The organism is Agrococcus sp. AC640b, from assembly GCF_979255995.1.
This window is the reverse complement of the sequence record NZ_CEEDMM010000002.1, coordinates 129,932-151,492: the sequence shown is the minus strand read 5'-3', so window position 1 is coordinate 151,492 and position 21,561 is coordinate 129,932. Positions and strand designations below refer to the sequence as shown.

Below are 21,561 nucleotides of genomic sequence, written 5' to 3'. Positions count from 1 at the left end.
TTCGAGGCTCGCTGCGCTCGCACCTCGAGGAGCGGTTGGTGGGGCGGGTCGTGCGGGGTGAGGAGCGGGAGCGGTTGGTGGGGCGGGTCGAGCGGGAGCGGTTGGTGGACGGGTCGAGCGGGAGCGCCGGTGCGCAGCGCACGTGCGGGGCGTCGTCCCACCGGTCCCTGAGGTGCGAGCGAAGCGAGCCTCGAAGGGCGCCGAGCGTGCCGCGGCCGTGGGCCGGCCGCGCCGACACCCAGCGGACACGCAGCGCCCGCTTCGACGGATGCGGGTGGATGGGTGCAGGATCGTGTGCGTGCCGCACGACGTGACCACCGACCTCCGCGAGATGCGCGACCTGCTGCGCGCGTTCGACGACGAGGCGATCGGCATCCGCGACGCCGCGCAGCTCGACCGGCTCGGCCCGTGCGCCGCAGCGGCCTCGCAGGCGCTCGGCGACACCGACCTCGACCGCTCCGTCGCGATGTGCATCCTCGCCGCCACGCGGGCAGCCGACGAGGCGCAGGAGGCGGCGGCGAGCCACGCGCGTCGCCCCATGCTGCGGCCGATCACCCAGGCGCAGTTCGATGCGCGGATCGACGTCGCGACAGGAGCCATCGAGCTCGCGCTCGCCGACCTCGACGGCGACGCCGAGCGGCCCTCCTAGCGCCGCACGAGGCGGGCGAGCGCCCAGGCCGCGACGGGCGCGTACGCGATCGTCACGGGCAGCGGTCCGCGCAGCACGAGCCGCGTCAGCGTGCCCTCGCGGTGCGTGCCGATCTGCGTCGCCGCGACCACGGCGTGCGCGAGGCGCAGCCGCACCGGCCCGACGCGCACCGTCCACGACCACGTGCGTGCCGCCTCGTCGACGGCATCCACGCGGAAGCGTCCGGCGATGCCGCCGAGCGCCACCACGCGGCCCGTCATGCCGACACGGATGCGCGTCTCGTCGCCGTCGACCTCCACGTCGCGCAGGTGACGCGCCCACCACGTCCACCGATCGGTGCGCACGTAGCGCTCCCACGCGAGCCCCGGATCGATCGGACCGCCCACGGCGAGGTGCACGCGGCCGCGGCGCACCCTCATCGCGGCGACCCGGCGCGGTCGGCCGGCCCAAGGGCGCGGGCGGGCGAGACGTCGACGACGGCGGCTTCGCTCATGACGGCAGGGTAGCCGTCGCGTCCTGCGCGGCTCAGAACCCTGGCGCGCCCAGCAGCCGCGAGATCTCGTCGGCTGCCGCGATCGCGGCAGGCGCGAGCGCCTCGATGGAGGTGCCGGGATGCTCGAGCGCGATCGACGACACCGACAGGCCGTAGGTCACCGCGCCCGTATGGTCGCGGATCGGCGCCGACACGCACACCGTGCCCACCTCGTTCTCGCCGAGGTCCATCGCGTAGCCGCGGGCGGCGACGCGTGCGAGCTCCTCGTGCAGCGCCTCCGGCGTCGTGATCGTCAGCTCGGTGCGCGCAGGCAGCCCCTCGCGGGCGATGAGCTGGTCGACGCGCTCCGGGCTCCACGACGCGAGCACCGCCTTGCCCATCCCGGAGCAGTGCATGGGGATGCCGAGGCCGACGCGCGAGCGCATGCGGTACGGCTTCGACGCATCCTTGCGGATGACGTAGACCATCTCGGCCTCGGTGACGACGCCCACGTGCACCGTGCAGTCGACTCGGGCGACGAGCCGATCGACGATCGGCTCGGCGATCGACGAGATGTCGACGCTCGCGAGCGCTCGCCCCGCGAGGGTCAGCAGGGTCGGGCCTGCGCGGTAGCCGGCGTCGGCGTCGCCCGCGACGAACTCCTGCTCGACGAGGGTCGCGAGGATGCGGTGCACCGTCGCCTTCGCGAGGCCCGACTCGGCGACGATGTCGGTGAAGCGCGGATGCTCGAGCGCTGCCCGCAGCACGCGCAGCGTCTTCTCGCTCGCACCCGCTGTCGGGGCGGGCGAACGATCGATCTCGAGCACCACGTCCATCCCTTTCGTGCTCACCGCATCGCGGAGATCGGCACCGAGTCCATGTCGTCGAACGACTGGTTCTCGCCCGCCATCGCCCACACGAACGCGTAGTTCGCCGATCCTACGCCCGAGTGGAGCGACCATGAGGGGGACAGGATGAGGTCGCCGTCGGCGGCCATGAGGTGCCGCGTCTCCTGCGGCTCGCCCATGAGGTGCACGACGCGTGCGTCGTCGGCGAGGTCGAAGTACAGGTACAGCTCGGTGCGACGATCGTGCGTGTGCGCCGGCATCGTGTTCCACATGCTGCCGGTGTGGAGACGGGTGATGCCCATCACGACCTGGCAGCTGCGGATGCCGTCCTCGTGGATCACCTGACGCAGGGTGCGCCGGTTCGACGTCGACTGGTCGCCGAGCTCGCGGATCGTGCCGTCCTCCGGCGTCGCGAGCGCGTTCGGGAACGACGCGTGCGCCGGCGCCGAGAAGCCGTAGAAGCGTGCGGGCGCTGCGGCGTCGTCGGACTCGAACGTCACCTCGCGCGTGCCGCGACCCAGGTACAGCAGCGCCTCGGGTGCCATGGCGAAGCGCTCGCCGTCGGCGACGATCGTGCCTGCCCCTCCGACGTTCGCGATGCCGATCTCCCGGTGGTCGAGGAAGCGCTCGGAGCGGATCTCGGGCACTGCCTCGAGCGCGAGCGGCGCGTCGGTGGGCACGGCGCCCACGGCGACGACGCGGTCGAAGTGCGTGACGACCGTGCGCACCTCGCCGGGGGCGAGCAGCCCCTGCACGAGGTAGCGGTCGCGCAGCGCGGCCTGGTCGAGGCCCGGGATGTCCTCGGGGCGGCCGGGGCGGTAGGCGGAGGGCATGGTGTTCCTTTCCTGACGGATCACAGGAGGCCGAAGAGCTGCGGGAGCCACAGCGTGATCTGCGGCACGAAGACGATGACGAACAGCAGCACGATGAGCACGAGCATGAACGGCATGAGGTGCTTGATGACGGCCTCGAGCCGCACCTTCGCGACCTGCGCACCCACGAAGAGCACGGGGGCGGATGGTGGCGAGATGACCGCGATCGAGAGGTTGAAGACCATCATGATGCCGAAGTGCACGGGGTCGATGCCGTACGAGACGGCGATGGGCAGGAAGATCGGCGTGAAGATGAGGATCGCCGGCGTCGGGTCGAGCGGGATGCCGATGACGAGCAGCAGCAGCATCATGATGAGCAGCACGACGACCTTCGAGTCCGTCCACCCGAACAGCGCCTCCGACATGAGCTGCGGCAGCCGCGCGTAGGTCATGACGAAGCCGAGGATCGTCGAGACGGCGATGAGGAAGATGACGATCGACGACGTGCGGCACGCCTCGAGCAGGATGCGCGGCAGGTCGCGCACCGAGACGGTGCGGTAGACGAACGACAGCGCGAGCGCGTACAGGACCGCGATGGCCGAGCCCTCGGTGGGGGTGAAGAAGCCGGCGACGATGCCGCCGATGGCGACGACGATGAGGCCGAGCGACGGCAGCGCCTTGAGGAACGTCGTGAGGAACACCGACGCCGCGGGCCACGGCTTGCCCTTGAGCTCCGGGTGGCGGCGCGCGTAGACGAAGACGACGGCGGCGCATGCGAACGCCCACAGGAATCCGGGCACGTAGCCGGCGAGGAAGAGCGCGCCCACCGACGTGCCGCCCGCGGCGAGCGAGTACACGATGAGCGTGTTGCTCGGCGGGATGAGCATGCCCGCGGGTGCGGAGGCGACGTTCGCCGCCGCCGTGAAGGCGGGGTCGTAGCCCTCGCGGCGCTGCATGGGCGACATCGTGGCGCCGACCGCTGCCGCGGAGGCGACGGCCGAGCCCGAGACGGTGCCGAAGATCGCGTTCGCGATGACGTTCGTCTGCGCGAGCGGCGCCGGCATCCTGCCCACGAGCACGCGAGCGAGGTTGATGAGGCGTTCGGCGATGCCGCCGTTGTTCATGATGACGCCGGCGAGCACGAAGAACGGGATCGCGAGGAGCGCGAACGAGTTCGCACCGCGCACCATCTGCTGCGCGCTCGTGACGGCGCCGTTGTCGAAGCCGACGATGAGGAGCATGCAGACGGCGGCAGGCAGGCCGATGCTGATCGACACGGGTGCGCCGACGGAGAGGAGGACGACGAGGCCACCGATGAGGATGGCGCCGATGAGCGCTGGATCGATCATGCGCCGGCCGCCGCGGGGTCCTCGTGGAAGCCCTCGCGTCCTGCGTACCCGGGCGCGAGCGTGCGACCGAGGTGCAGGAGGAGGAACAGGGTGAGCAGGATGCCCGAGATGGGGATCGCGAGGTACAGCTGGCCCTGCGTGAGGGGCAGCACGGGGTTGCGCTGCGCCCATCCCTGCATGGTCTGCTCGAGCCCGCCGAACACCATGACGTACACGACGAACGCCAGGGTCGACAGGTAGGCCAGCACGTCGGCGACGCGCTGGAGCGTCTTGGGCAGACGCTCGACGACGAACTCCATGACCACGTCCGCCTTCTCGCCCACGGCGATCGCGATCCCGATGAGGCTCACCCACACGAACGTGTAGCGAGCGAGCTCCTCGGTCCAGATGCTGGGGTCGCCGAGGACGAGCCTCGTGAAGACCTGCCACGAGACGAGCGCCACCAGCAGTGCGAAGAGCACGACGCAGATGACGCTCAGCACGCGCTTGAGCCAGGTCTCGAACGTGGTCACGGCGTTCGTCATGTCAGCCTCGTGCCGCTTCGATCGCGTCGTAGACGGACTGCGTGAGGTCGGTGGTGACGCGCTCCTCGTGGATGGGCAGCACCTGCTCGCGGAAGAGGTCGACGTCGACGTCGGAGAACGTGGCGCCTGCCTCCTCTGCCGCTGCGACGGACTCCTCGACGGCGTCGGCGAACAGGCCGAGCTCGGTGTCGACGCTGTCGGTCAGCAGCCCCTCGAGGGTCTCGCGGGTGTCGTCGTCGAGGCCCTCCATCACCGACGGGTTCGCGATGAGGTAGTCGGGCATCATCAGGTGCTGCGTGTACGAGTAGTACGGCGCGATCTCGGCGTGCGAGAGCGAGGAGTAGATGAGCTCGTTGTTCTCGCCGCCGTCGAGCACGCCCGACTGGATGGCGGTGTAGACCTCGCCCTGGGCCATCGGCGTGCCGACGCCGCCCATGAGCTCCATCATGAGCACGTTCGTGTCGGAGCCGATGACGCGGATCTTCTGGCCGGCGAGGTCCTCGGGGGTCTCGATGGGGCCGTCGGTCGTGTACACGTTGCGCACGCCGCCGTGGTACGCGGTGAGCACGTCGATGTCGCTGCCGAGCAGGGTGTCGTAGAGCTCGCCGACGACCTCCTGGTCGTTGAGCACCGACATCTGGTGCTCGGGCGACTCGTACAGGTAGGGCAGGTTCACGACCGACATGTCGGGCGAGAAGTTCTCGAGCAGCGAGCCCGCGACGATCGCGAAGTCGAGCGTGCCCGACTGGACCTGCTCGATCGTCGCGGCCTGGTCGCCGAGGGTCTCGTCGGTGAAGAGCTCGAAGCGGTAGGCGCCGTCGGTCTGCTCCTCGAGCTCGTCCGACAGCGCGAGCAGCGCCTGCGCCTGCGGGTGGTCGATGTCCTGGTTGAACGCGACGCGGAACACGGTCTGCTCGGCCGAGCCGCTGTCGCCGTTGCCTCCGCCGCCGGAGCACGCCGCCAGGGCGAGTCCGAGGGTCGCGATCCCGGCGATGGCGCCGAGCCTCATGCTGCGCATGGTTCCTCCTCGTTGAGTGTCACGGTGCTCGCCATGGCGTGGACCGCTTCGGGTACGGTAGCGTGACGAAACGAAGTTCCGCAACGTGGACCTTCGAACGGAAACAGGTTTCACGGATCCGAAGGAGCATCCGCGCATGAGGGCAGCGCAGTACCGCGGCGAGCACCGCATCACCGTCGACGAGGTCGACGCCATCGAGCCCGGCCCCGGCCAGGTGCAGATCGCCGTGGCCTACACGGGCATCTGCGGCACCGACCTGCACGTGCTGCACGGCTCGATGGATGCGCGCGTCACGACGCCGCAGTCCATCGGGCACGAGATGAGCGGCACGATCGCCGCCATCGGCGAGGGCGTCGAGGGCATCGCCGTCGGCGACCAGGTCACCGTCATGCCGCTCGACGCGTGCGGCGACTGCCCGGCGTGCCTCGCAGGCAACGGACACGTGTGCCAGCGCCTCAACTTCGTCGGCATCGACAGCCCAGGCTCGCTGCAGGAGCGGTGGAACGTCGACGCATCGCTCGTCGTGCCGCTGCCCGCGTCGCTCTCGCTGCGCCACGCCGCGCTCGTCGAGCCGCTCGCGGTCGCCTGCCACGACGTCGCCCGCGGCCGCGTCGCAGCCGGCGAGCACGTCGTCGTCGTCGGCGGCGGCCCCATCGGCCAGCTCATCGCCCTCGTCGCCCGCGCGACCGGCGCGCACGTGCTCGTCGTCGAGCCCAACCCCGAGCGCCGCGCGCTCGCCGAGCGCCTCGGCGCAGACACGCTCGACCCCATCGGCGCCGACGTGCCCGCGCACGTCGACGAGCGCACCGGCGGCGCAGGCGCCGACGTCGTGTTCGAGGTCGCGGGCGTCGCCGCCACGGCACTGTCGAGCCCCCACCTCGCCCGCGTGCGCGGCCGCGTCGTCATGGTCGCCATCCACGCGCAGCCCGTGCCGATCGACCTCCACCGCGTGTTCTGGCGCGAGCTCGAGCTCATCGGCGCCCGCGTCTACGAGCGCGCCGACTTCGAGCGCGCCGTCGACCTGCTCGCCACCGGGCAGGTGCCCGCCGACGAGCTCATCACGCGCGTCGTGCCGCTGCAGGACACGCAGGCCGCGTTCGAGGCGCTCGCCGTCGGCGACGCCATGAAGATCCTCGTCGACGTCCAGGGAGCCTGAGCATGAGCACGTCCATCTTCGACCTGTCCGGCACGACCGCCGTCGTCACGGGCGCCCGCCGCGGCATCGGCTTCGCCATGGCCCTCGCGCTCGCCGAGGCCGGCGCCGACATCGTCGCCGCGTCGTCGAGCCAGGAGGCCGACGGCGGCGAGATCGGGCGCCGCGTGCGCGACCTCGGCCGCTCCTTCGAGGGCCACGCCGTCGACTTCTCGGACCGTGCGGCCGTCGAGGCGTTCGGCGCGCACGTGCGGGGCGCCGACATCCTCGTGAACAACGCGGGCACCATCCGCCGCGCGCCCGCAGCCGAGCATCCCCGCGAGTGGTGGGACGAGGTGCTGCAGGTGAACCTGTCGAGCCAGTTCGCGCTGTCGCAGGCCGTCGGCGCCGGCATGCTCGAGCGCGGCTCCGGCCGCATCATCTTCACCGCGAGTCTCCTCACGTTCCAGGGCGGCATCAACGTGCCCGGCTACGCCGCCGCGAAGTCGGGCATCGCAGGCCTCGTGCACGCGCTGTCGAACGAGTGGGCCGGCCGAGGCGTCACCGTGAACGGCATCGCGCCCGGCTACATCGCCACCGACAACACCGAGGCGCTGCGCGACGACCCCGACCGCTCGGCCGCGATCCTCGAGCGCATCCCCGCGGGCCGCTGGGGTCGCGCGGAGGACCTCGGCGGTGCGACCGTGTTCCTCGCGAGCCCCGCCGCCGCCTACGTCACCGGCGCGATCCTGCCCGTCGACGGCGGCTGGCTCGCACGATGAGCGCGCTCGCCGGGCACCGCCTCGTGCCGCTCGCCGCGCCCGAGACGGCCGCAGAGGCCCAGGTGCTCGCCGAGGGGCTCGTCGCAGGCGGCATCGGCATCGTCGAGGTCGCGCTGCGCACCCCGCACGCCATGGAGGCGCTGCTGGCCATCGCGAGCCGCGGCGACCTCGTGGCGGGCGCCGGCACCGTGCTCGACGCCGAGCAGGCGCGCGCCGCGATCGACGCCGGCGCGCGGTTCCTCGTGTCGCCCGGGCTGTCGGCCGACGTCGTCGCCCTCGCGCAGGCGGCGGGCGTCGACGTGCTGCCCGGCGTCATGACGGCGTCGGAGGTCATGGCGGCCCGCGACATGGGGCTGCGCAGGCTCAAGCTCTTCCCCGCGGGCGTCGCTGGCGGCCTCGCGTTGCTCGACGCGTACGCCTCCGTCTTCGCCGACGTCGCCTTCATGCCCTCCGGAGGCGTGAGCGAGGCGACGCTCGAGGCGCATCTGACGCATCCGGCCGTCTTCGCCGTGAGCGGGTCGTGGCTCGCCGCGGGCCCAGCGCTGCGCGACGGCGCGGATGCCGTCGCCGCCATCGCAGCCCGCGCCGTCGCGATCGCCGACTCGGTGCAGGCATGAGCATCGTGACGCTCGGCGAGGCCCTCGGCCTCGTGCTCGCGCGCCGCACGGGCGGCTTCGACGTCGTCGGCGACGCGGAGCTGTCGTTCGGCGGCGCCGAGACGAACGTCGCGATCGCGACGGCGCGCCTCGGCATCCCCACGGCGTGGATCGGCCGCGTCGGCGACGACGCCGTCGGGCGCCGCATCCTGCGCACGCTCCGCGCGGAGCACGTCGAGGCGCACGCGGTCGTCGACGCCGAGGTGCCGACGGCGATCATGCTCAAGGACCGCCCGCACCTGGGGCGCAGCCGCGTGACGTACTACCGGCACGGCAACGCGGGCTCGCGGCTCACGCCGGCCGACGTGCCGCTCGAGGCGATCGCGGCAGCCGACGTGCTGCACGTCACGGGCATCGGCCTCGCGCTCTCGCCGACGTCTGCGGATGCGGTGCTGCACGCCGTGCGCCACGCCCGCGAGGTGGGCACGACCGTCTCGTTCGACGTGAACCACCGCTCGAAGCTGTGGTCGCACGCGATCGCAGCGCCGCGCTACCGCGAGGTCGCGGCGCTCGCCGACGTCGTCTTCGCAGGCGACGACGAGGCGCGCATCCTCGTCGAGGGCACCACCGCGGAGGACCTCGCGCGCGGGCTGCAGGCGCTCGGGCCCGCGCTCGCCGTCGTGAAGCTCGGCGAGCACGGTGCCGTCGGCATCGACGCCGACGACGTGGTGCAGGTCGACGCGTATCGCGTGCCCGTCGCCGACACGGTCGGCGCTGGCGACGCGTTCGTCGGCGGCTACCTCGCAGAGCTCGTGCGCGGCGCAGACCACGTCACGAGGCTGCGCACGGCAGCGGCGGCCGGTGCCGCCGCGTGCCGCGCGGAGGGCGACTGGGAGGCGATGCCGACCCTGGCTGACGTCGCCGAGCTCGTGCGCGGCGGAGGCGACCCCGTCGACCGGTAGCCGCCCCCTGCCCTCCCCCCTCCTGGATGTTGCGTTTCGCAGGCGATCAGGGGTGGTCGAGGGGTATCTTCCCTCGAACCCCCGCGATCGCCTGCAAAACGCAATCGGTCAGGGGTCGAAGGGGCGTGGGAGATGCGCGACGATGGAGCGTGCTCAGCTCCCGTCTCCGCTCCTGGCGTCCCCTGCTGCGCACCGGTCGCGGGCAGCGGAGCCTGCGCTGGCTCAGCCGCCGCTCCGTCACGCAACGCTGGTATCCGCAGGGCGTCGACGTCGGGGACTGGCGCGGCAGGCGCACGCTCGCCGTGAGCTGGTTCCGCCAGGACGCCGAGCGCACGCACCTCGCATCGCGCATCACCCTCGTCGACCTGCGTCGCGGCACGAGCACCGACGTCGCGCTCGCGATCCCCCGCGACGGCGGTGACGGGCTCGAGCCCGCACGCATCCACGCGGGCGGCATCGCCTGGATCGGCGACCGGCTGCTCGTGGCGGCGACGGGCGCCGGCGTGTGGGAGTTCGACCTCGCCGACGTGCGCGAGGTGCGCGGCGCGGAGGCGCGCAGGGTCGCAGGGTCGCGCATGCCTGGCCTCGGCGCCCGGCACCTGGCCGTCGCGCGCACGCGCGTGCACGACGTGCCCATCCGTTGCTCGTTCCTCGGTCGCGCCTTCGACGCCGACGGCACGCCGCTGCCGCGCGTGCTCGTGGGGGAGTACCGCACCGACGACGCGGGCCGCATCGTCGAGTCGGCCGTGCCGGGGCCCGACGAGGCGTGGCCGCCGCTGGAGCCGTGGGCACCTGGCATCTCGCACATGCAGGGCGTCGCGCGTCTCGGCGAGACGGTGCTCGCGTCGCAGTCGCGCGGCACGCAGCCGGGCGCGCTGTGGGCGGGGCCGAGCGGGGCGCTCGAGCGCTCCGGCGTCGCGCTGCCCGTCGGCTGCGAGGACCTCGCGATCGACGTCGACGGCGGGATGCTGTGGACGGTCGCCGAGTATCCGTGGCGTCGCGTCGTGCGCGGCATCCCGCTCGCAGACCTCGCTCGTCGACCCGTGCCGTAGCACGACGCGACGATCGTCGCGCGGCGATGCGCGCGAGGGCGGTCGGCTGGCAGCCTCGAGGCATGCCACACGCCTCCCCGGCCCCCCAGCAGCGCCCGACGAGCGCCGAGCACGGCGCGCCCGCACCCATCCGCGTGAGCGTCGTCGTGCCGGTGTTCGAGCCGGGCGAGTCGTTCGACGACCTCATCGCGTCGCTCGACGCGCAGACGCTCGCGCAGGACCGGTTCGAGGTGCTGCTGTGCGACGACGGATCCGGCCCCGAGACGCAGGAGCGGCTGCAGCGCATCGCGAGCACGAGACCTGCCGTGCGCGTGCAGCACCTGCCGCACTCGGGATGGCCGGGCACGCCGCGCAACCACGGCGTCGACAGCGCCCGCGGCACGTACGTGCAGTTCGTCGACCAGGACGACCGGCTCTTCCCCGAGGCCCTCGAGCGACTGTGCGACTACGCCGACCAGCACGGATCCGACGTGATCGTCGGCAAGGAGGTGGGTGTCGGGCGTGCGCTCCCGCGCCGCATCTTCCGGCGCGACGTGCCACGGGCGCGCCTCGGCGAGCACGCGCTGCTCGAGATGCTCACGCCGCACAAGATGTTCCGCACCGCGTTCCTGCGCGAGCACGGCATCCGCTTCCCCGACGGTCGCGTGCGGCTCGAGGACCACCTGTTCGTCATGCGCGCCTACTTCGCCGCCGACGTGATCTCGATCCTCGCCAGCACCCCCTGCTACGCGTGGGTCAAGCATCCGGGCAGCGCGAGCGCCAAGCGCATCGACCCCGAGACGTACTTCCCGCACCTCGAGGCCGTGCTCGACCTCGTCGAGGCGCACACCGAGCCTGGCGCCCTGCGAGACCGGCTGCTGTCGCACTGGCTGGGCGGCAAGATCCTCAAGCGGCTCTCCGGCAGGCAGATGGCCAGGTATCCGGAGGCGTACCGCGAGCGGTTCCTCGACGTCGTCGAGCCGCTCGTCGAACGCCGCTTCGCGCCGACCGTCGACGCCGAGCTCGCCGTGCCGCATCGCATCCGCGCCGCGCTGCTGCGCAGCGGCCGGCGCGACGACCTGCTGGAGCTCGCCCGCTTCGAGCACGGCGCACGGTGCCACCTCGACGTCGCGTCGGCCGCATGGTCGCGCGGCGGCGGCCTGCGGCTGGAGCTGCGGCTGCGCGAGTCGGAGGGCGACGCGTGGCGTGGGCCGGACTGGCTCGACGAGCTCGCCGCGTCGGTGCTCGGCAGCACGAAGGCTGCCGCGGCGGATCGCGTCGAGCTGCTCGTGCGCCGCGCCGACGAGGTCGGTCCCGGCCGCACGGTCGCGGGCGGCACCCTCGACCGCCGCGGTCGCGCGTCGCTCGCGCTCGACCCGCTCGCCGTGTTCGCACGCGTCGACGTCTCGGAGGCGGCGACGATCGTCGCGCGCGTCCGCCGGGCAGGCGTGCCCATCGATGCGACGCTCGTCGTCGACGACGCCGTCGTCGCGGCAGCCGGTCGCTCGCCGCTGCTCGCGGGCAGCGCGGTCACGCTCACGACGACCTCGGAGGGCGACGTCGAGCTGCGGCGCCGCTCCGCGGGCGGTCTCAGGGACCTCGCCGGACGCGCAGCGCGACGTGCGCGCCTGGCGGCGAAGCCCACCGCTGGGCGCTGACGCAGCAGGCGGGCGCACCAGCGCGGTCGGCGCGCGCGTCGCGGCTGCGGCGTCACGCCTCGATCACGAGCTCCGCGATCCGCTCGTCCTGCAGGCGGAACTGCAGCCGCAGGTCGGCCTCGCCGCCTGGGAAGTCACCACGGAGGTGGGTGCGCACCGTCCACCTGCCGCCGGGTGCAGCCGACTGGCCCGTGCAGGTGGTCGTGTACGTGTACTCGCTCGCGGCGTGCTCGAGCCACGCCCGCACGGCGTCGCGTCCGACGTGCTCGACACCCTCGTCGACGACCCTCGCGGTGTCGGTGAAGACGTCGTCGGCGAGCGCTCGCCTCGCTGCGGGCTCCACCGCGTCGAGGTAGCGGCGGATCGAGTCGGGGAGGAGGTCCGCGTCGAAGGGGTCGTGGTCGGGCATGCTGGCTCGCTCTCGTGCTCGGTGGATGGGCTCGGCGTCGCGGTCGGTCGTCGGCATGCCCCCACGCTCGGGCCTCCCCCGAGGGGAAGGTCAAGCACGTCGGCGCCAGCACCCGACGTCCGTAGGATCGGGCGCGTGACCCATCGCGGCGCGCTCATGACGATCGGCGACTTCTCGCGTGCGACGCGACTGACGGCGAAGGCGCTGCGGCTCTACCACGGCGAGGGCCTCCTCGTTCCTGCGGACGTCGACCCGGCCACCGGCTACCGCCGGTACGCGGTGGCGCAGCTGACGGATGCGCAGGTCATCCGTTCGCTGCGGAGCCTCGACGTGCCGATCGACGAGATCCGTAGCATCCTCGACGCGCCGGACGTCGCATCGAGGGCCGTCGTGCTCGCGGATCACGCCGAGCGGCTCGAGCGGCAGCTGCGTCACACGTCCGAGGCGCTGCGCACCCTGCGGGGCGTGCTCGATCCCGCGCCGCATCGTGCGGCGATCGAGCACCGCGCCGTGCCGGCGACGACGGTGCTCGGCATCGAGGCCGTCATCGACCTCGCCGACCTCGGCAGCTGGTTCCACCGCACGATGGTCGAGCTCCGCACCGCCGTCGAGGCCTCGGGCGCCCGAGCGATCGGGCCGTTCGGCGGAGTGTGGTCGACGGCGCTCTTCCTCGACGAACGGGGCGCGGCGATGCTGCACGTGCCGATCGCGCCCGACGACGCGGCACCCACGGCGCGCGGTCCTGCCAGGCGGCGGACGCTCCCGGCGGCCGAGCTCGCCGTCGCGACGAGCCGCGGAGCCGACGACGCCGTCGCGGCCACGTACGCAGCGCTCGGCGAGCATGTCGCGGCCAACGAGCTCTCGGTCGAGGCGCCCGTGCGGGAGGCGTACCTCGAGGGGCTGCCGGGTGGCGACGCCGACGCGGTCGTCGAGATCGGCTGGCCGATCTTCCGCGTGCACGCGTAGCGCTCGCGGGTGCGCACGGCCGCTGCGTGCGGTGCGAGGATGGAGGGTCACCACGAGGAGAGCCATGTCGACGACGGATGCGCCCCAGACGACGCTGCCACCCCTCGGCGTCGGCCCACACCGGCGCAGGCTCGGGCTCGTCTCGATCGTCGCGTGCCTCGGCGGGCTGCTGTTCGGCTACGACACGGGCGTCATCAACGGCGCGCTGCTGCCGATGACGCGCGAGCTCGGCCTCACGGCGATCACGCAGGGCATCGCGACGTCGTCGCTCGTGTTCGCCGCCGCGATCGGCGCGCTCGTCGGCGGGCGCGTGTCGGATGCGCGGGGCAGGCGCACGACGATCCTCGGCCTCGCGGTGCTCTTCTTCATGGGAGCCGTCGTGGTCGTCGCCGCGCCGACGCTCGAGGTGCTCGTCGTCGGGCGGGTGCTGCTGGGGCTCGCGGTCGGCGGTGCCTCCACCGTGGTGCCCGTGTACCTCGCCGAGCTCGCGCCGCACGAGATCCGCGGCTCGCTGTCCGGACGCAACGAGGTGGCGATCGTGTCCGGCCAGCTCGCCGCGTTCGTCGTCAACGCGATCCTCGGTGCGGCCCTCGGGCACCTCGACGGCGTGTGGCGCATCATGTTCGCCGTCTGCGCCCTCCCCGCCGCCGCCCTGTTCGTCGGCATGCTGCGCATGCCGGAGTCGCCGCGGTGGCTCGTCGACCACGGCAGGCGCGAGCAGGCGCTCGCGGTGCTGCAGCGGCTGCGCACGCCGGAGCGAGCCGCTGCCGAGCTCGCCGACGTCGAGGCCGTCGCCCGCCTCCGCTCCGCCGATCGCGTCACGCTCGGCGACGTCGTGCGCGACCGCAGGCTGCTCGCGCTGCTGCTCACGGGCGTCGGCCTCGGCATCGGCCAGCAGGTCACGGGCATCAACGCGATCATGTACTACGGGCAGACGGTGCTCGTCGAGTCGGGCTTCGAGCGCCAGGCGGCCCTCGTGGCGAACGTCGCGCCCGGGGTCATCGCGGTGCTCGGCGGCATCCTGGCGCTGTGGATGATGGACCGCGTCGACCGCCGCACGACGTTCGCGCTCGGCTTCGGGCTGACGACGCTGTGCCAGGTGCTCATCGGCGTCGCATCGCTCGTGCTCGCCCCCGGCGACCCTGCGCGGCCGTTCGTGATCCTCGCGCTCGTCGTGGCGTTCGTGGGTGCGATGCAGACGTTCCTCAACGTCGCGTTCTGGGTCACCCTCTCCGAGATCTTCCCCGTGCGGATGCGCGGTCTCGGCGTGGGCATCGGCGCCTTCGCGAACTGGGTGACGAACGGTGCGCTCGCGCTCGCGTTCCCGTCGCTCGTGGAGGGCGTCGGCATCTCGGGCACGTTCTTCGGCTTCGCGGTGCTCGGCGCCATCGCGCTCGCGTTCGTGCTGTGGCGGCTGCCGGAGTCGCGTGGTCGCACGCTCGAGTCGCTCGAGGTCGACGCGGTGGGCGCGCACCGCTGACGCGACCTGGTGCGATGCGCGCCTGAGCGGCACGCCGAGTGCGCATGCGGCCCCGAGGGACCGCTGACGTGCGCATCGCACCAGGCCCCGCCAGCATCATCCGCTCGGCGGACGCGATGGCATGCCGCCCTCGCCTACCGTCGATGGCGATGCGCAGACCCTCCGGAGTAGCCCTCGCCGCCACCGGCGTCGCCGCGATCGTCGTCGCAGGACTCGTGACGGGCGGCGTCATGGTCGCGCGCCTCGTCGACCCGCCGAGCCCCACGACGACCGTCACGGACGAGGACGGGCAGGAGGTGGTGCTCGACTGGGCCGACTATCCCGCCGACTCGCAGCACGACCCGGCCGACGTGCTCGCCGCACCGCGGGCCGAGCAGGTGCAGCAGGTGGGCGAGGCGCACCTCGCGGCGCTCGAGGCCTCCGTCGGCCAGGTGGCACCGGAGCTCGACTGGGCGCTCGAGACGGCCGACGACGTGACCTACGAGGCGTTCCCCACCGGCGGCGGCAACGGCTACGGCGGCCCGACGCTGCACTGGATCTACAACTCGCCCACGAACCTCGGCGAGGGGCTCGACGAGGACGCCGACTGGGAGGCGATCGTCGGTGCGCTCGACGCCGAGCTCGTCGCGCTCGGCTACGACCCGATCGCGTGGGAGTTCGACCGCGAGCCGTTCGGCTACGAGACCGAGGCGGAGCGCGACGCCGAGATCGAGCGGGTGCACGGCTCGCTCGACCCCGACGACATGTGGATGTGGTCGGGCACGGCGACGCGCGGCTCGATGTGGGCGTGGGTGTCGATCTGGGACGCCAGACGCGACAGCACCCCCGCCGAGACATGGCAGGACACCGAGACGGGCGTGAGCCTCTTCGTCGGCGGCACGATCGTGTCGGAGGACGACGAGCAGGCGTACGCAGACGGCGTCGCCCCGTTCGAGGGGCTCGCGAGGCCCGAGTCGACGCACTCCGACTGAGCGCAGATGGCAGTCGCACGCGACCGCGTCAGCGGGCGCGGAGCCGCGCTCCAGGGACCGTCCAGACGGCCTCCATAGATTGAGCGGGCCCACTCCCGTCCAGCGAAGGACATCCATGTTCGGTCTCGACCTCGGCGTCGTCGTGCTCATCGCGCTCGCCATCGTCATCCTGCTGCTGCTCATCTTCGGAGCGGTGCGCCGCTACCGCATCGCCGAGCCCGACGAGGCGATCATCGTCACGGGTCGCAAGGGGCGCACGTACATCGACTCGAAGGGCGAGGAGGTCACCGACCTCTCCGGGCAGAAGGTGGTCACCGGCGGCGGCATCTTCGTCATGCCGTTCGTGCAGAAGCACTTCCGCATGTCGCTGCGCAGCCGTCGTCTGCTGTTCAACACGACGGCGCAGACCCGCAACGGCATCACGATCCACGCGCAGGCCGTCGCCGTCATCAAGGTCGGCGGCTCCGAGGAGATGATCCGTCACGCCGCGCAGCGATTCCTGTCGCAGCAGGAGGAGATCGAGTCGTCGACGCAGGAGGTGCTGTCGGGCTCGCTGCGAGGCATCATCGGCTCGCTGACGGTGCTCGAGATCATCCACGACCGCAAGGCGCTCGCCGACGCGGTGCTGCAGGCCGCCGAGGATGCGCTGACGAAGCAGGGCCTCAACGTCGACACCCTGCAGATCCAGGAGATCAACGACACCCAGAACTACATCTCGAACCTCGGCGTGCCCGAGTCCGCTGCGGTGCAGCGGGCCGCGGCGATCGCCAACACCGAGGCGCAGAAGGCGGCCGAGCAGGCGTCGATCGAGGCGAAGAAGCAGATCCTCGAGGCGAACCGCGTGCTGCAGCTGCAGGAGGCGGCCGTGCAGGCCGAGACCGACAAGGCGCTCGCGCAGGCGAACGCGGCGAAGCCGCTCGAGGATGCCGTGCAGCGGCAGGCCATCGTGCAGCAGGAGGAGATCACGGCGCAGCGCGAGGCGGAGCTCAAGGAGGCGACGCTGAACGCGGAGGTGCGCAAGGTCGCCGACGCCGAGGCGTACCGCATCCGCATCACGGCGGAGGCGAACGCCGTCGCGAAGTCGACGGAGGCGAACGCCGACCGTGCCGCGCGCGAGGCGCGCGCCGAGGCGCAGAAGGCGGAGGGCGTCGCAGAGGCGAGCGTCACCGAGGCGCGAGGCAACGCGCAGCGCACGTCGCGCATCGCAGCAGCGGAGGCGCAGAAGGCGGAGGGCGAGGCCGAGGCCGTCGCCGTCGCCGCGAAGGGTCGTGCGGAGGCCGAGTCGATCTCGGCCCGTGGTCGCGCGGAGGGCGATGCGATCGCCGCCCGTGCCGCGGCGCTCGCCGAGAACAGCGAGTTCGTGCTCGCGCAGGAGCTGCTCGAGCGGCTGCCGCAGGTCGCCGAGGCGTTCGCGAAGGCGTATGCGTCGTCGAACATCACGGTCGTGTCGGCCGACGGCACGAACAAGCTGACGTCGGACATGGTGGGCAACATCGCCTCGATGACGACGATGATGAAGGATGCGACGGGCATCGACCTGCAGCAGATCATCAACGCGACCGCGCAGGGCAACGCCGCAGGCAGCGCCGTCGCGGGTGCGCAGCGCCCCTCCGGCTCCGGCGATGCGGCGCGTGCGGCGACCGCCGCGCTCGGCACCGACCGCGGCGGCGCGCACGACTCCGAGGGCTCGGCCGACCGATGACGCAGCAGGCCGTGCAGCAGGCGGTGCCTCCGGGTCTCCCGGCGACGCTCGACGCTGCACGGCCCATGCTCGTCGGACGCGCGCTCTCGGCCGTCGGGCACGCGCTGCGCGTGCGCGAGCTGCGGTTGCAGGGCGTCGAGGGGTACGCCGAGATCGCGCTGCCCGTCGTCGACGGGCTCTACGTCGGTGCCGTGCTCGACCTGCCGACGTCGGACGTGCCGGTCACGACCGAGCTGCTCGGTCGGTGGGGTGCGACGCATGCCGACGTCGTGGGCGCGGCGACCGTCGCCGACCATCCACCCGCCGTCTCGCAGGTCGGCGACGTCGTCGTCGCACAGGGGGCCGCGTCCGTCGCGGCGGCGCTGCGCGACCCGCGACTCGCGGAGCGCCTGCTCGGCGGGGGCGCCGCGTTCCTGCTCGCGCCCGCGGTCGACGTCATGGTCGTCGCGCCGGCCGGCCGCGGCGACGCGATCCTCGCGGCGGCTCGGATCGCCGAGCGCGTGCTCGCCGGCGCCGCGAACCCGTTGAGCGCGACGCCGCTGACGCGTTCGGGCGAGGGGTGGGGCATCGCGTCGTGGCCGGCGCCCGCCGAGCCCGTCGGGCGAGCGCTGCGGGCGAGGCTCTCGGTGGCGCAGCACGCGCGCCTTCGGCAGCTGCTGGAGGCGCACTACGATCGCACGGGCGAGCAGGCGGTCGTCGCCGAGGCGACGCTCGTGCCCATGGACGACGGCGGCGCCGTCACCCGCGCACGCTTCGTGGAGGGGCAGCGCACGGTGCTGCCGCACGTCGACGAGGTCGAGCTCGTGGCCGCATCGGGGCCGTCGCGGGTCGTGCCGTTCGACATGCTCGAGGCGATCGACGGATTGCTGACGCCGCTGGAGGGCACGACGCCGCCGCTGTCGTACCCGACGCGGTTCCCGACCGAGCGCTGACGCGACGCCGAGTGCGCGGTCGCCTCGGCGCTGCGAGCGCACGTCAGGCGGTCGGGGCGCCCCAGTCCGACGGCTTCGAGTCCTTGCCGTCGAGCCACAGCGTCGTCGACTCGTCGCTGTGCGGACCCGTCGAGCCGACGTGCCTCGACGCGACGCCAGGGCCCTTCGTGATGACGTGCACCATCGCCATGCCGTGCCCGCGGCCGAGCCCGTAGGCATCCTGCAGCCACTCGAGGATGGGGGTCGCCTTCGTGTCGGCGCCGAAGCCGAGCCCGCGAGCCTCCTCCACGAGCGCACGCGGGGTCTTGCCGGTCTTCGTCTCGACCGCGTCGAGGTAGGCCTGGAACGACATGGATGCTCCCGTCGGTGCGCGGCCGCATCGTCGCGGCCGTCACCGGCATCCTGCACCATGCGCCCGGCGACCCGTCTCCGGACTGGTCGCGGTTGCACCGCAACCGTGACCAGTCGGGTGCGACCGTGACCAGTCCGGGTGCAACCGTGACCAGTCGCTACGGCAGGGGTGCGAGCCACGACACGTGGCCCTCGCGACGGTTCGCGTCGTCGAAGAGGTGACCGACGCGCTTGTAGTAGTGCAGCAGGATGGCGCGGTCGAGCACGCGCAGCTCGAGGCTCCTGGCCAGCTCGGCCTCCATCGACGCGGCATCCTCGAGCTCGCGCAGCCACACGATGACGTACAGGTTCGACGCGCCACCCGCGAGGGCTGCGCACATGCGCGTCATCGGCAGGTTCGCGATCTGCAGCGCCGTCGCCTCGAGCCGAGCCGCGGGCACGACGAGCCACAGTGCGAGCGCATGCGGCCACATCCGCTGCTCGAGCGACACGTCGATGCGCTGCTGGATCCATCCGCTCGCGAGCAGTCGCCGCACGACGCGGCGCGCGTGCGCCTCCGACGTGCCGAGACGCTCGGCGACGTCGCGTGCGCTCGCGCGCCCGTCGCCCTCGAGGGTCGTCAGCACGGTCCGCCACTGCTCACGGGTCGCGGCGTCGCCATCCGTGCGTCCCTCGTCGAGGGTCGACTGCTGCGGACGGTCGTGCGGCTGGCCGACGGCGCGCCACCGCGAGCCGTCGGAGATCATGCGCGTGACGATCGTGGTGCGCACGCCCGTCACTGCCTCGTGGGTGCCGAGCCACGACTGGATGAGCCTGCGGAACTGCGCCATGTCGTCGGCGAGGATCGTGAGCGACAGGTCGCGGTCGCCCGTCATGCCCGTGACCGAGATGATCTTCGGATGCTGCCGCAGCGTCGCCGCGACGGCGTCGACGGTGCCCGGCCGGCAGCGCACCTCGGCAAGGCCGAAGAGCAGTCCCGCCGAGAAGCCCGCGTACGTCGTGGTCCACGCCGCACCCGCGTCGGCGATGGCCTCCCAGCGGCGCCGCGCCGTCGGCGCGCTCGTGCCGATGACCCGTCCGATCGCCGCCCACGACGCACGCGGCGCGTCCTGCAGCGCCGCCACGAGCGCCAGGTCCGAATCCGACAGGTCGTGGCGATGTGGCGAGACCGTGGGATGCATGTCGAACATGATCGCAGCATTCGAGGTGCGAATCGATCATGCAACACGGATCGTGACATGAGATCGGCAAGATGCCACCCAACGTTCGTCCGCTGCGTCAGCAGCGGGTCCCGACAGCTCGGAGCATGCGATGTCCACCGACTCCACCACGACGCTGACGCTCGCCGACGCCAAGGGCATCGGCGGGCGCATCCTGCGCGGCATCGAACGCGTGGGCAACAGGCTGCCCCACCCGTTCTACCTGTTCCTCATCATCGCGGGCATCGTGGCGGTCGCCTCCGGCATCGCCGCGCTGCTGGGTGCCGAGACGCTCGATCCGGCCACGGGCGAGACCGTGCCGATCCGCAGCATCCTCTCCGGCGAGGGCGCCGTGTACGCGCTGACCACCGCGATCACGAACTTCGTGACGTTCCCGCCGCTCGGCCTCATCGTCACCGTCATGCTCGGCATCGGCGTCGCCGAGCGTCTCGGGCTGCTGAAGGCCGCGATGCGCGGCGCCGTGCTCGCAGCCCCCGGCTGGGCCGTGACGTTCGTGGTCGTGGTCGTGAGCCTCATGGGCAACCTCGCCTCCGACTCGGCGATGGTCATCCTGCCGCCGCTCGCGGCCGCCGCGTTCCTCGCCGCAGGCCGCCACCCGCTCGCCGGCTTCGCCGCCTCGTACGCCGCCGTCGTCGCCGGCTTCAGCGCCAACGTCGTGCCGGCGGGCACCGACGTGCTGCTGTCGGGCATCACGACGTCCGCTGCGCAGATCGTCGACCCCGAGGCATCCGTCTCGCCGATCGCCAACTACTTCTTCATGGCGACGTCGACGCTCATCCTCGCGATCGTCATCACCGTCGTCTGCCAGCGCTACGTCGAGCCGCGCCTCACCCCGTACCAGGGCGGCGACGCCGACGCGGACGCGTCGAAGCCCCTCGAGCCCATCGAGCGCCGCGGCCTGCGCATCGCCGCCCTCTCGACGCTCGTCTACCTCGCGCTCGTCGCGACGGTGCTGCTCGTCCCCGGCTCGCCGCTGCAGGGCGAGGGCGGCCAGATCCTGCGCTCGCCGTTCATGACGGCGCTGCCGATGTTCATCCTGTTCCTGTTCCTCGTCGCAGGCGTCGCATACGGTCTGGGCGCGAAGACGCTCACGAAGGCGACGCAGGTGCCCGAGCACATGACGGCCGCCGTGAAGGACCTCGTGCCCTTCATCGTCGTCATCTTCACCGCCGCGCAGGCCATCGCATGGTTCAACTGGTCGCAGCTCGGGCTGCTGCTGGCGACCTCGGGGGCGGAGGCGATGGAGGCGACGGGTCTCGGCGGCATCGGCGGGCTGCTGCTGTTCAGCCTCTTCTGCACGCTGCCTGCGCTGCTGCTCGCGAGCGGCTCGGCGCTGTGGACGCTGCTCGCACCGATCTTCGTGCCCATGTTCATGCTCGCCGGCATCGACCCCGCCTACGTGCAGGCCGCGTTCCGCATCACCGACTCCGCCACGAACCCGCTCGTGCCGATGAACCCGATGCTGCCGGTCGTGCTCGGCCTGCTGCAGCGGTGGGAGCCGAAGGCGGGTCTCGGCACGCTCTTCAGCCTCGTCATCCCGTTCACGCTCGTCATCTGGGGCGTGTGGCTGCTGCAGTTCCTCGTGTGGGGCCTCTTCGGCCTGCCCGTCGGCCCCGGCCACGGCCTCGAGCTGCAGTGAGCGCGCTCCGCGCGACCCGCGCCACCCCGACCGCCAACCACCCGACCGGCCCCAAGGA

22 protein-coding genes are annotated in these 21,561 nt (G+C 72.6%); 13 read left to right on the top strand and 9 right to left on the bottom strand.

Annotated features, from left to right (window positions below; translation table 11 throughout):
* The first annotated feature begins 298 nt into the window (after nt 1–298).
* Nucleotides 299–649 carry a hypothetical protein gene (locus tag ACZ6H8_RS01650; RefSeq protein ID WP_464143725.1) on the top strand — a complete coding sequence of 117 codons (351 nt, stop codon included), beginning with the start codon at nt 299–301 and terminating at the stop codon, nt 647–649.
* On the opposite strand, the gene ACZ6H8_RS01645 is transcribed toward ACZ6H8_RS01650, so the two are convergent.
* The 6 genes from ACZ6H8_RS01645 to ACZ6H8_RS01620 all read right to left on the bottom strand — a co-directional run bounded on the left by ACZ6H8_RS01645 (nt 646) and on the right by ACZ6H8_RS01620 (nt 5,672).
* Nucleotides 646–1,068 carry an SRPBCC family protein gene (locus tag ACZ6H8_RS01645; RefSeq protein ID WP_464143724.1) on the bottom strand — a complete coding sequence of 141 codons (423 nt, stop codon included), beginning with the start codon at nt 1,066–1,068 and terminating at the stop codon, nt 646–648. The two genes, ACZ6H8_RS01650 and ACZ6H8_RS01645, sit on opposite strands and share 4 nt — an antisense overlap.
* Before the next feature lie 106 nt (nt 1,069–1,174).
* On the bottom strand, nt 1,175–1,957 hold the full coding sequence (locus tag ACZ6H8_RS01640) for an IclR family transcriptional regulator (protein ID WP_464143723.1): 783 nt from the start codon (nt 1,955–1,957) through the stop codon (nt 1,175–1,177).
* An 11-nt stretch (nt 1,958–1,968) separates the two neighbouring features.
* Complete coding sequence (gene kduI, locus ACZ6H8_RS01635; RefSeq protein WP_464143721.1) at nt 1,969–2,802, bottom strand: 5-dehydro-4-deoxy-D-glucuronate isomerase; 834 nt, start codon at nt 2,800–2,802, stop codon at nt 1,969–1,971.
* A gap of 20 nt (nt 2,803–2,822) precedes the next feature.
* The gene (locus ACZ6H8_RS01630) at nt 2,823–4,130 is read right to left on the bottom strand and encodes a TRAP transporter large permease (protein ID WP_464143719.1); all 1,308 of its coding nucleotides are present in this window, start codon (nt 4,128–4,130) and stop codon (nt 2,823–2,825) included.
* Entirely contained in the window at nt 4,127–4,654 is a 528-nt protein-coding gene (locus tag ACZ6H8_RS01625) for a TRAP transporter small permease (protein ID WP_464143718.1), read from the bottom strand. Before ACZ6H8_RS01625 ends, ACZ6H8_RS01630 begins: the two co-directional genes overlap by 4 nt.
* 1 nt (nt 4,655) lies before the next feature.
* On the bottom strand, nt 4,656–5,672 hold the full coding sequence (locus ACZ6H8_RS01620) for a TRAP transporter substrate-binding protein (protein WP_464143716.1): 1,017 nt from the start codon (nt 5,670–5,672) through the stop codon (nt 4,656–4,658).
* A 136-nt stretch (nt 5,673–5,808) separates the two neighbouring features.
* On the opposite strand from ACZ6H8_RS01620, the gene ACZ6H8_RS01615 reads away from it, so the two are divergent.
* The 6 genes from ACZ6H8_RS01615 (at nt 5,809) to ACZ6H8_RS01590 (ending at nt 11,833) form a co-directional block, all read left to right on the top strand.
* Complete coding sequence (locus ACZ6H8_RS01615; protein WP_464143715.1) at nt 5,809–6,828, top strand: zinc-dependent alcohol dehydrogenase; 1,020 nt, start codon at nt 5,809–5,811, stop codon at nt 6,826–6,828.
* A gap of 2 nt (nt 6,829–6,830) precedes the next feature.
* Nucleotides 6,831–7,586: an SDR family oxidoreductase gene (locus ACZ6H8_RS01610; protein ID WP_464143713.1), complete on the top strand. Its 756-nt coding sequence runs from the start codon at nt 6,831–6,833 to the stop codon at nt 7,584–7,586.
* Entirely contained in the window at nt 7,583–8,203 is a 621-nt protein-coding gene (gene eda / locus ACZ6H8_RS01605; protein WP_464143711.1) for a bifunctional 4-hydroxy-2-oxoglutarate aldolase/2-dehydro-3-deoxy-phosphogluconate aldolase, read from the top strand. The genes ACZ6H8_RS01610 and eda overlap by 4 nt, the downstream gene beginning before the upstream one ends.
* Entirely contained in the window at nt 8,200–9,144 is a 945-nt protein-coding gene (locus ACZ6H8_RS01600) for a sugar kinase (RefSeq protein WP_464143710.1), read from the top strand. The genes eda and ACZ6H8_RS01600 overlap by 4 nt, the downstream gene beginning before the upstream one ends.
* A gap of 149 nt (nt 9,145–9,293) precedes the next feature.
* Nucleotides 9,294–10,196: a hypothetical protein gene (locus tag ACZ6H8_RS01595; RefSeq protein ID WP_464143708.1), complete on the top strand. Its 903-nt coding sequence runs from the start codon at nt 9,294–9,296 to the stop codon at nt 10,194–10,196.
* Between the two features lie 62 nt (nt 10,197–10,258).
* Nucleotides 10,259–11,833: a glycosyltransferase family 2 protein gene (locus ACZ6H8_RS01590; RefSeq protein ID WP_464143707.1), complete on the top strand. Its 1,575-nt coding sequence runs from the start codon at nt 10,259–10,261 to the stop codon at nt 11,831–11,833.
* Between the two features lie 52 nt (nt 11,834–11,885).
* Here the strand turns inward: ACZ6H8_RS01590 and ACZ6H8_RS01585 are convergent, their stop codons facing one another.
* A complete protein-coding gene (locus ACZ6H8_RS01585) occupies nt 11,886–12,299 on the bottom strand; it encodes a nuclear transport factor 2 family protein (protein ID WP_464143705.1) in 414 nt (137 codons plus the stop codon).
* 78 nt (nt 12,300–12,377) lie between these two features.
* Here ACZ6H8_RS01585 and ACZ6H8_RS01580 point away from each other — a divergent pair, with 78 nt between their 5' ends.
* From ACZ6H8_RS01580 to ACZ6H8_RS01560, 5 genes are all read left to right on the top strand, one after another.
* A complete protein-coding gene (locus ACZ6H8_RS01580) occupies nt 12,378–13,208 on the top strand; it encodes a MerR family transcriptional regulator (protein WP_464143703.1) in 831 nt (276 codons plus the stop codon).
* A 64-nt stretch (nt 13,209–13,272) separates the two neighbouring features.
* Nucleotides 13,273–14,688 carry a sugar porter family MFS transporter gene (locus ACZ6H8_RS01575; protein ID WP_464143701.1) on the top strand — a complete coding sequence of 472 codons (1,416 nt, stop codon included), beginning with the start codon at nt 13,273–13,275 and terminating at the stop codon, nt 14,686–14,688.
* Nucleotides 14,689–14,837: 149 nt separating this feature from the next.
* Nucleotides 14,838–15,659, top strand: a complete 822-nt coding sequence (locus ACZ6H8_RS01570) for a hypothetical protein (protein ID WP_464143700.1) — start codon at nt 14,838–14,840, stop codon at nt 15,657–15,659.
* A 115-nt stretch (nt 15,660–15,774) separates the two neighbouring features.
* Nucleotides 15,775–17,361, top strand: coding sequence for an SPFH domain-containing protein (locus ACZ6H8_RS01565; protein ID WP_464143699.1), 1,587 nt, complete (start codon nt 15,775–15,777; stop codon nt 17,359–17,361).
* Nucleotides 17,358–18,293 carry a hypothetical protein gene (locus ACZ6H8_RS01560; RefSeq protein ID WP_464143698.1) on the top strand — a complete coding sequence of 312 codons (936 nt, stop codon included), beginning with the start codon at nt 17,358–17,360 and terminating at the stop codon, nt 18,291–18,293. Before ACZ6H8_RS01565 ends, ACZ6H8_RS01560 begins: the two co-directional genes overlap by 4 nt.
* Before the next feature lie 43 nt (nt 18,294–18,336).
* Here the strand turns inward: ACZ6H8_RS01560 and ACZ6H8_RS01555 are convergent, their stop codons facing one another.
* Nucleotides 18,337–18,645 carry a DUF4287 domain-containing protein gene (locus ACZ6H8_RS01555; RefSeq protein WP_464143696.1) on the bottom strand — a complete coding sequence of 103 codons (309 nt, stop codon included), beginning with the start codon at nt 18,643–18,645 and terminating at the stop codon, nt 18,337–18,339.
* 157 nt (nt 18,646–18,802) lie between these two features.
* Nucleotides 18,803–19,834, bottom strand: a complete 1,032-nt coding sequence (locus tag ACZ6H8_RS01550) for an Lrp/AsnC family transcriptional regulator (RefSeq protein ID WP_464143694.1) — start codon at nt 19,832–19,834, stop codon at nt 18,803–18,805.
* Between the two features lie 121 nt (nt 19,835–19,955).
* On the opposite strand from ACZ6H8_RS01550, the gene ACZ6H8_RS01545 reads away from it, so the two are divergent.
* On the top strand, nt 19,956–21,503 hold the full coding sequence (locus ACZ6H8_RS01545) for an AbgT family transporter (RefSeq protein ID WP_464143693.1): 1,548 nt from the start codon (nt 19,956–19,958) through the stop codon (nt 21,501–21,503).
* The last annotated feature ends 58 nt before the right edge of the window (nt 21,504–21,561 follow it).

Excerpts from the sequence above, each read along its gene's own strand:
- ACZ6H8_RS01545 (WP_464143693.1), top strand. The coding sequence starts at position 19,956 with ATGTCCACCGACTCCACCACGACGCTGACGCTCGCCGACGCCAAGGGC.
- ACZ6H8_RS01645 (WP_464143724.1), bottom strand. The coding sequence starts at position 1,068 with ATGAGGGTGCGCCGCGGCCGCGTGCACCTCGCCGTGGGCGGTCCGATC.
- ACZ6H8_RS01550 (WP_464143694.1), bottom strand. The coding sequence starts at position 19,834 with ATGTTCGACATGCATCCCACGGTCTCGCCACATCGCCACGACCTGTCG.
- ACZ6H8_RS01565 (WP_464143699.1), top strand. The coding sequence starts at position 15,775 with ATGTTCGGTCTCGACCTCGGCGTCGTCGTGCTCATCGCGCTCGCCATC.
- ACZ6H8_RS01570 (WP_464143700.1), top strand. The coding sequence starts at position 14,838 with ATGCGCAGACCCTCCGGAGTAGCCCTCGCCGCCACCGGCGTCGCCGCG.
- eda (WP_464143711.1), top strand. The coding sequence starts at position 7,583 with ATGAGCGCGCTCGCCGGGCACCGCCTCGTGCCGCTCGCCGCGCCCGAG.
- ACZ6H8_RS01610 (WP_464143713.1), top strand. The coding sequence starts at position 6,831 with ATGAGCACGTCCATCTTCGACCTGTCCGGCACGACCGCCGTCGTCACG.
- ACZ6H8_RS01625 (WP_464143718.1), bottom strand. The coding sequence starts at position 4,654 with ATGACGAACGCCGTGACCACGTTCGAGACCTGGCTCAAGCGCGTGCTG.
- kduI (WP_464143721.1), bottom strand. The coding sequence starts at position 2,802 with ATGCCCTCCGCCTACCGCCCCGGCCGCCCCGAGGACATCCCGGGCCTC.
- ACZ6H8_RS01630 (WP_464143719.1), bottom strand. The coding sequence starts at position 4,130 with ATGATCGATCCAGCGCTCATCGGCGCCATCCTCATCGGTGGCCTCGTC.
- ACZ6H8_RS01555 (WP_464143696.1), bottom strand. The coding sequence starts at position 18,645 with ATGTCGTTCCAGGCCTACCTCGACGCGGTCGAGACGAAGACCGGCAAG.
- ACZ6H8_RS01615 (WP_464143715.1), top strand. The coding sequence starts at position 5,809 with ATGAGGGCAGCGCAGTACCGCGGCGAGCACCGCATCACCGTCGACGAG.
- ACZ6H8_RS01600 (WP_464143710.1), top strand. The coding sequence starts at position 8,200 with ATGAGCATCGTGACGCTCGGCGAGGCCCTCGGCCTCGTGCTCGCGCGC.
- ACZ6H8_RS01590 (WP_464143707.1), top strand. The coding sequence starts at position 10,259 with ATGCCACACGCCTCCCCGGCCCCCCAGCAGCGCCCGACGAGCGCCGAG.
- ACZ6H8_RS01640 (WP_464143723.1), bottom strand. The coding sequence starts at position 1,957 with ATGGACGTGGTGCTCGAGATCGATCGTTCGCCCGCCCCGACAGCGGGT.
- ACZ6H8_RS01620 (WP_464143716.1), bottom strand. The coding sequence starts at position 5,672 with ATGCGCAGCATGAGGCTCGGCGCCATCGCCGGGATCGCGACCCTCGGA.
- ACZ6H8_RS01575 (WP_464143701.1), top strand. The coding sequence starts at position 13,273 with ATGTCGACGACGGATGCGCCCCAGACGACGCTGCCACCCCTCGGCGTC.
- ACZ6H8_RS01585 (WP_464143705.1), bottom strand. The coding sequence starts at position 12,299 with ATGCCGACGACCGACCGCGACGCCGAGCCCATCCACCGAGCACGAGAG.
- ACZ6H8_RS01560 (WP_464143698.1), top strand. The coding sequence starts at position 17,358 with ATGACGCAGCAGGCCGTGCAGCAGGCGGTGCCTCCGGGTCTCCCGGCG.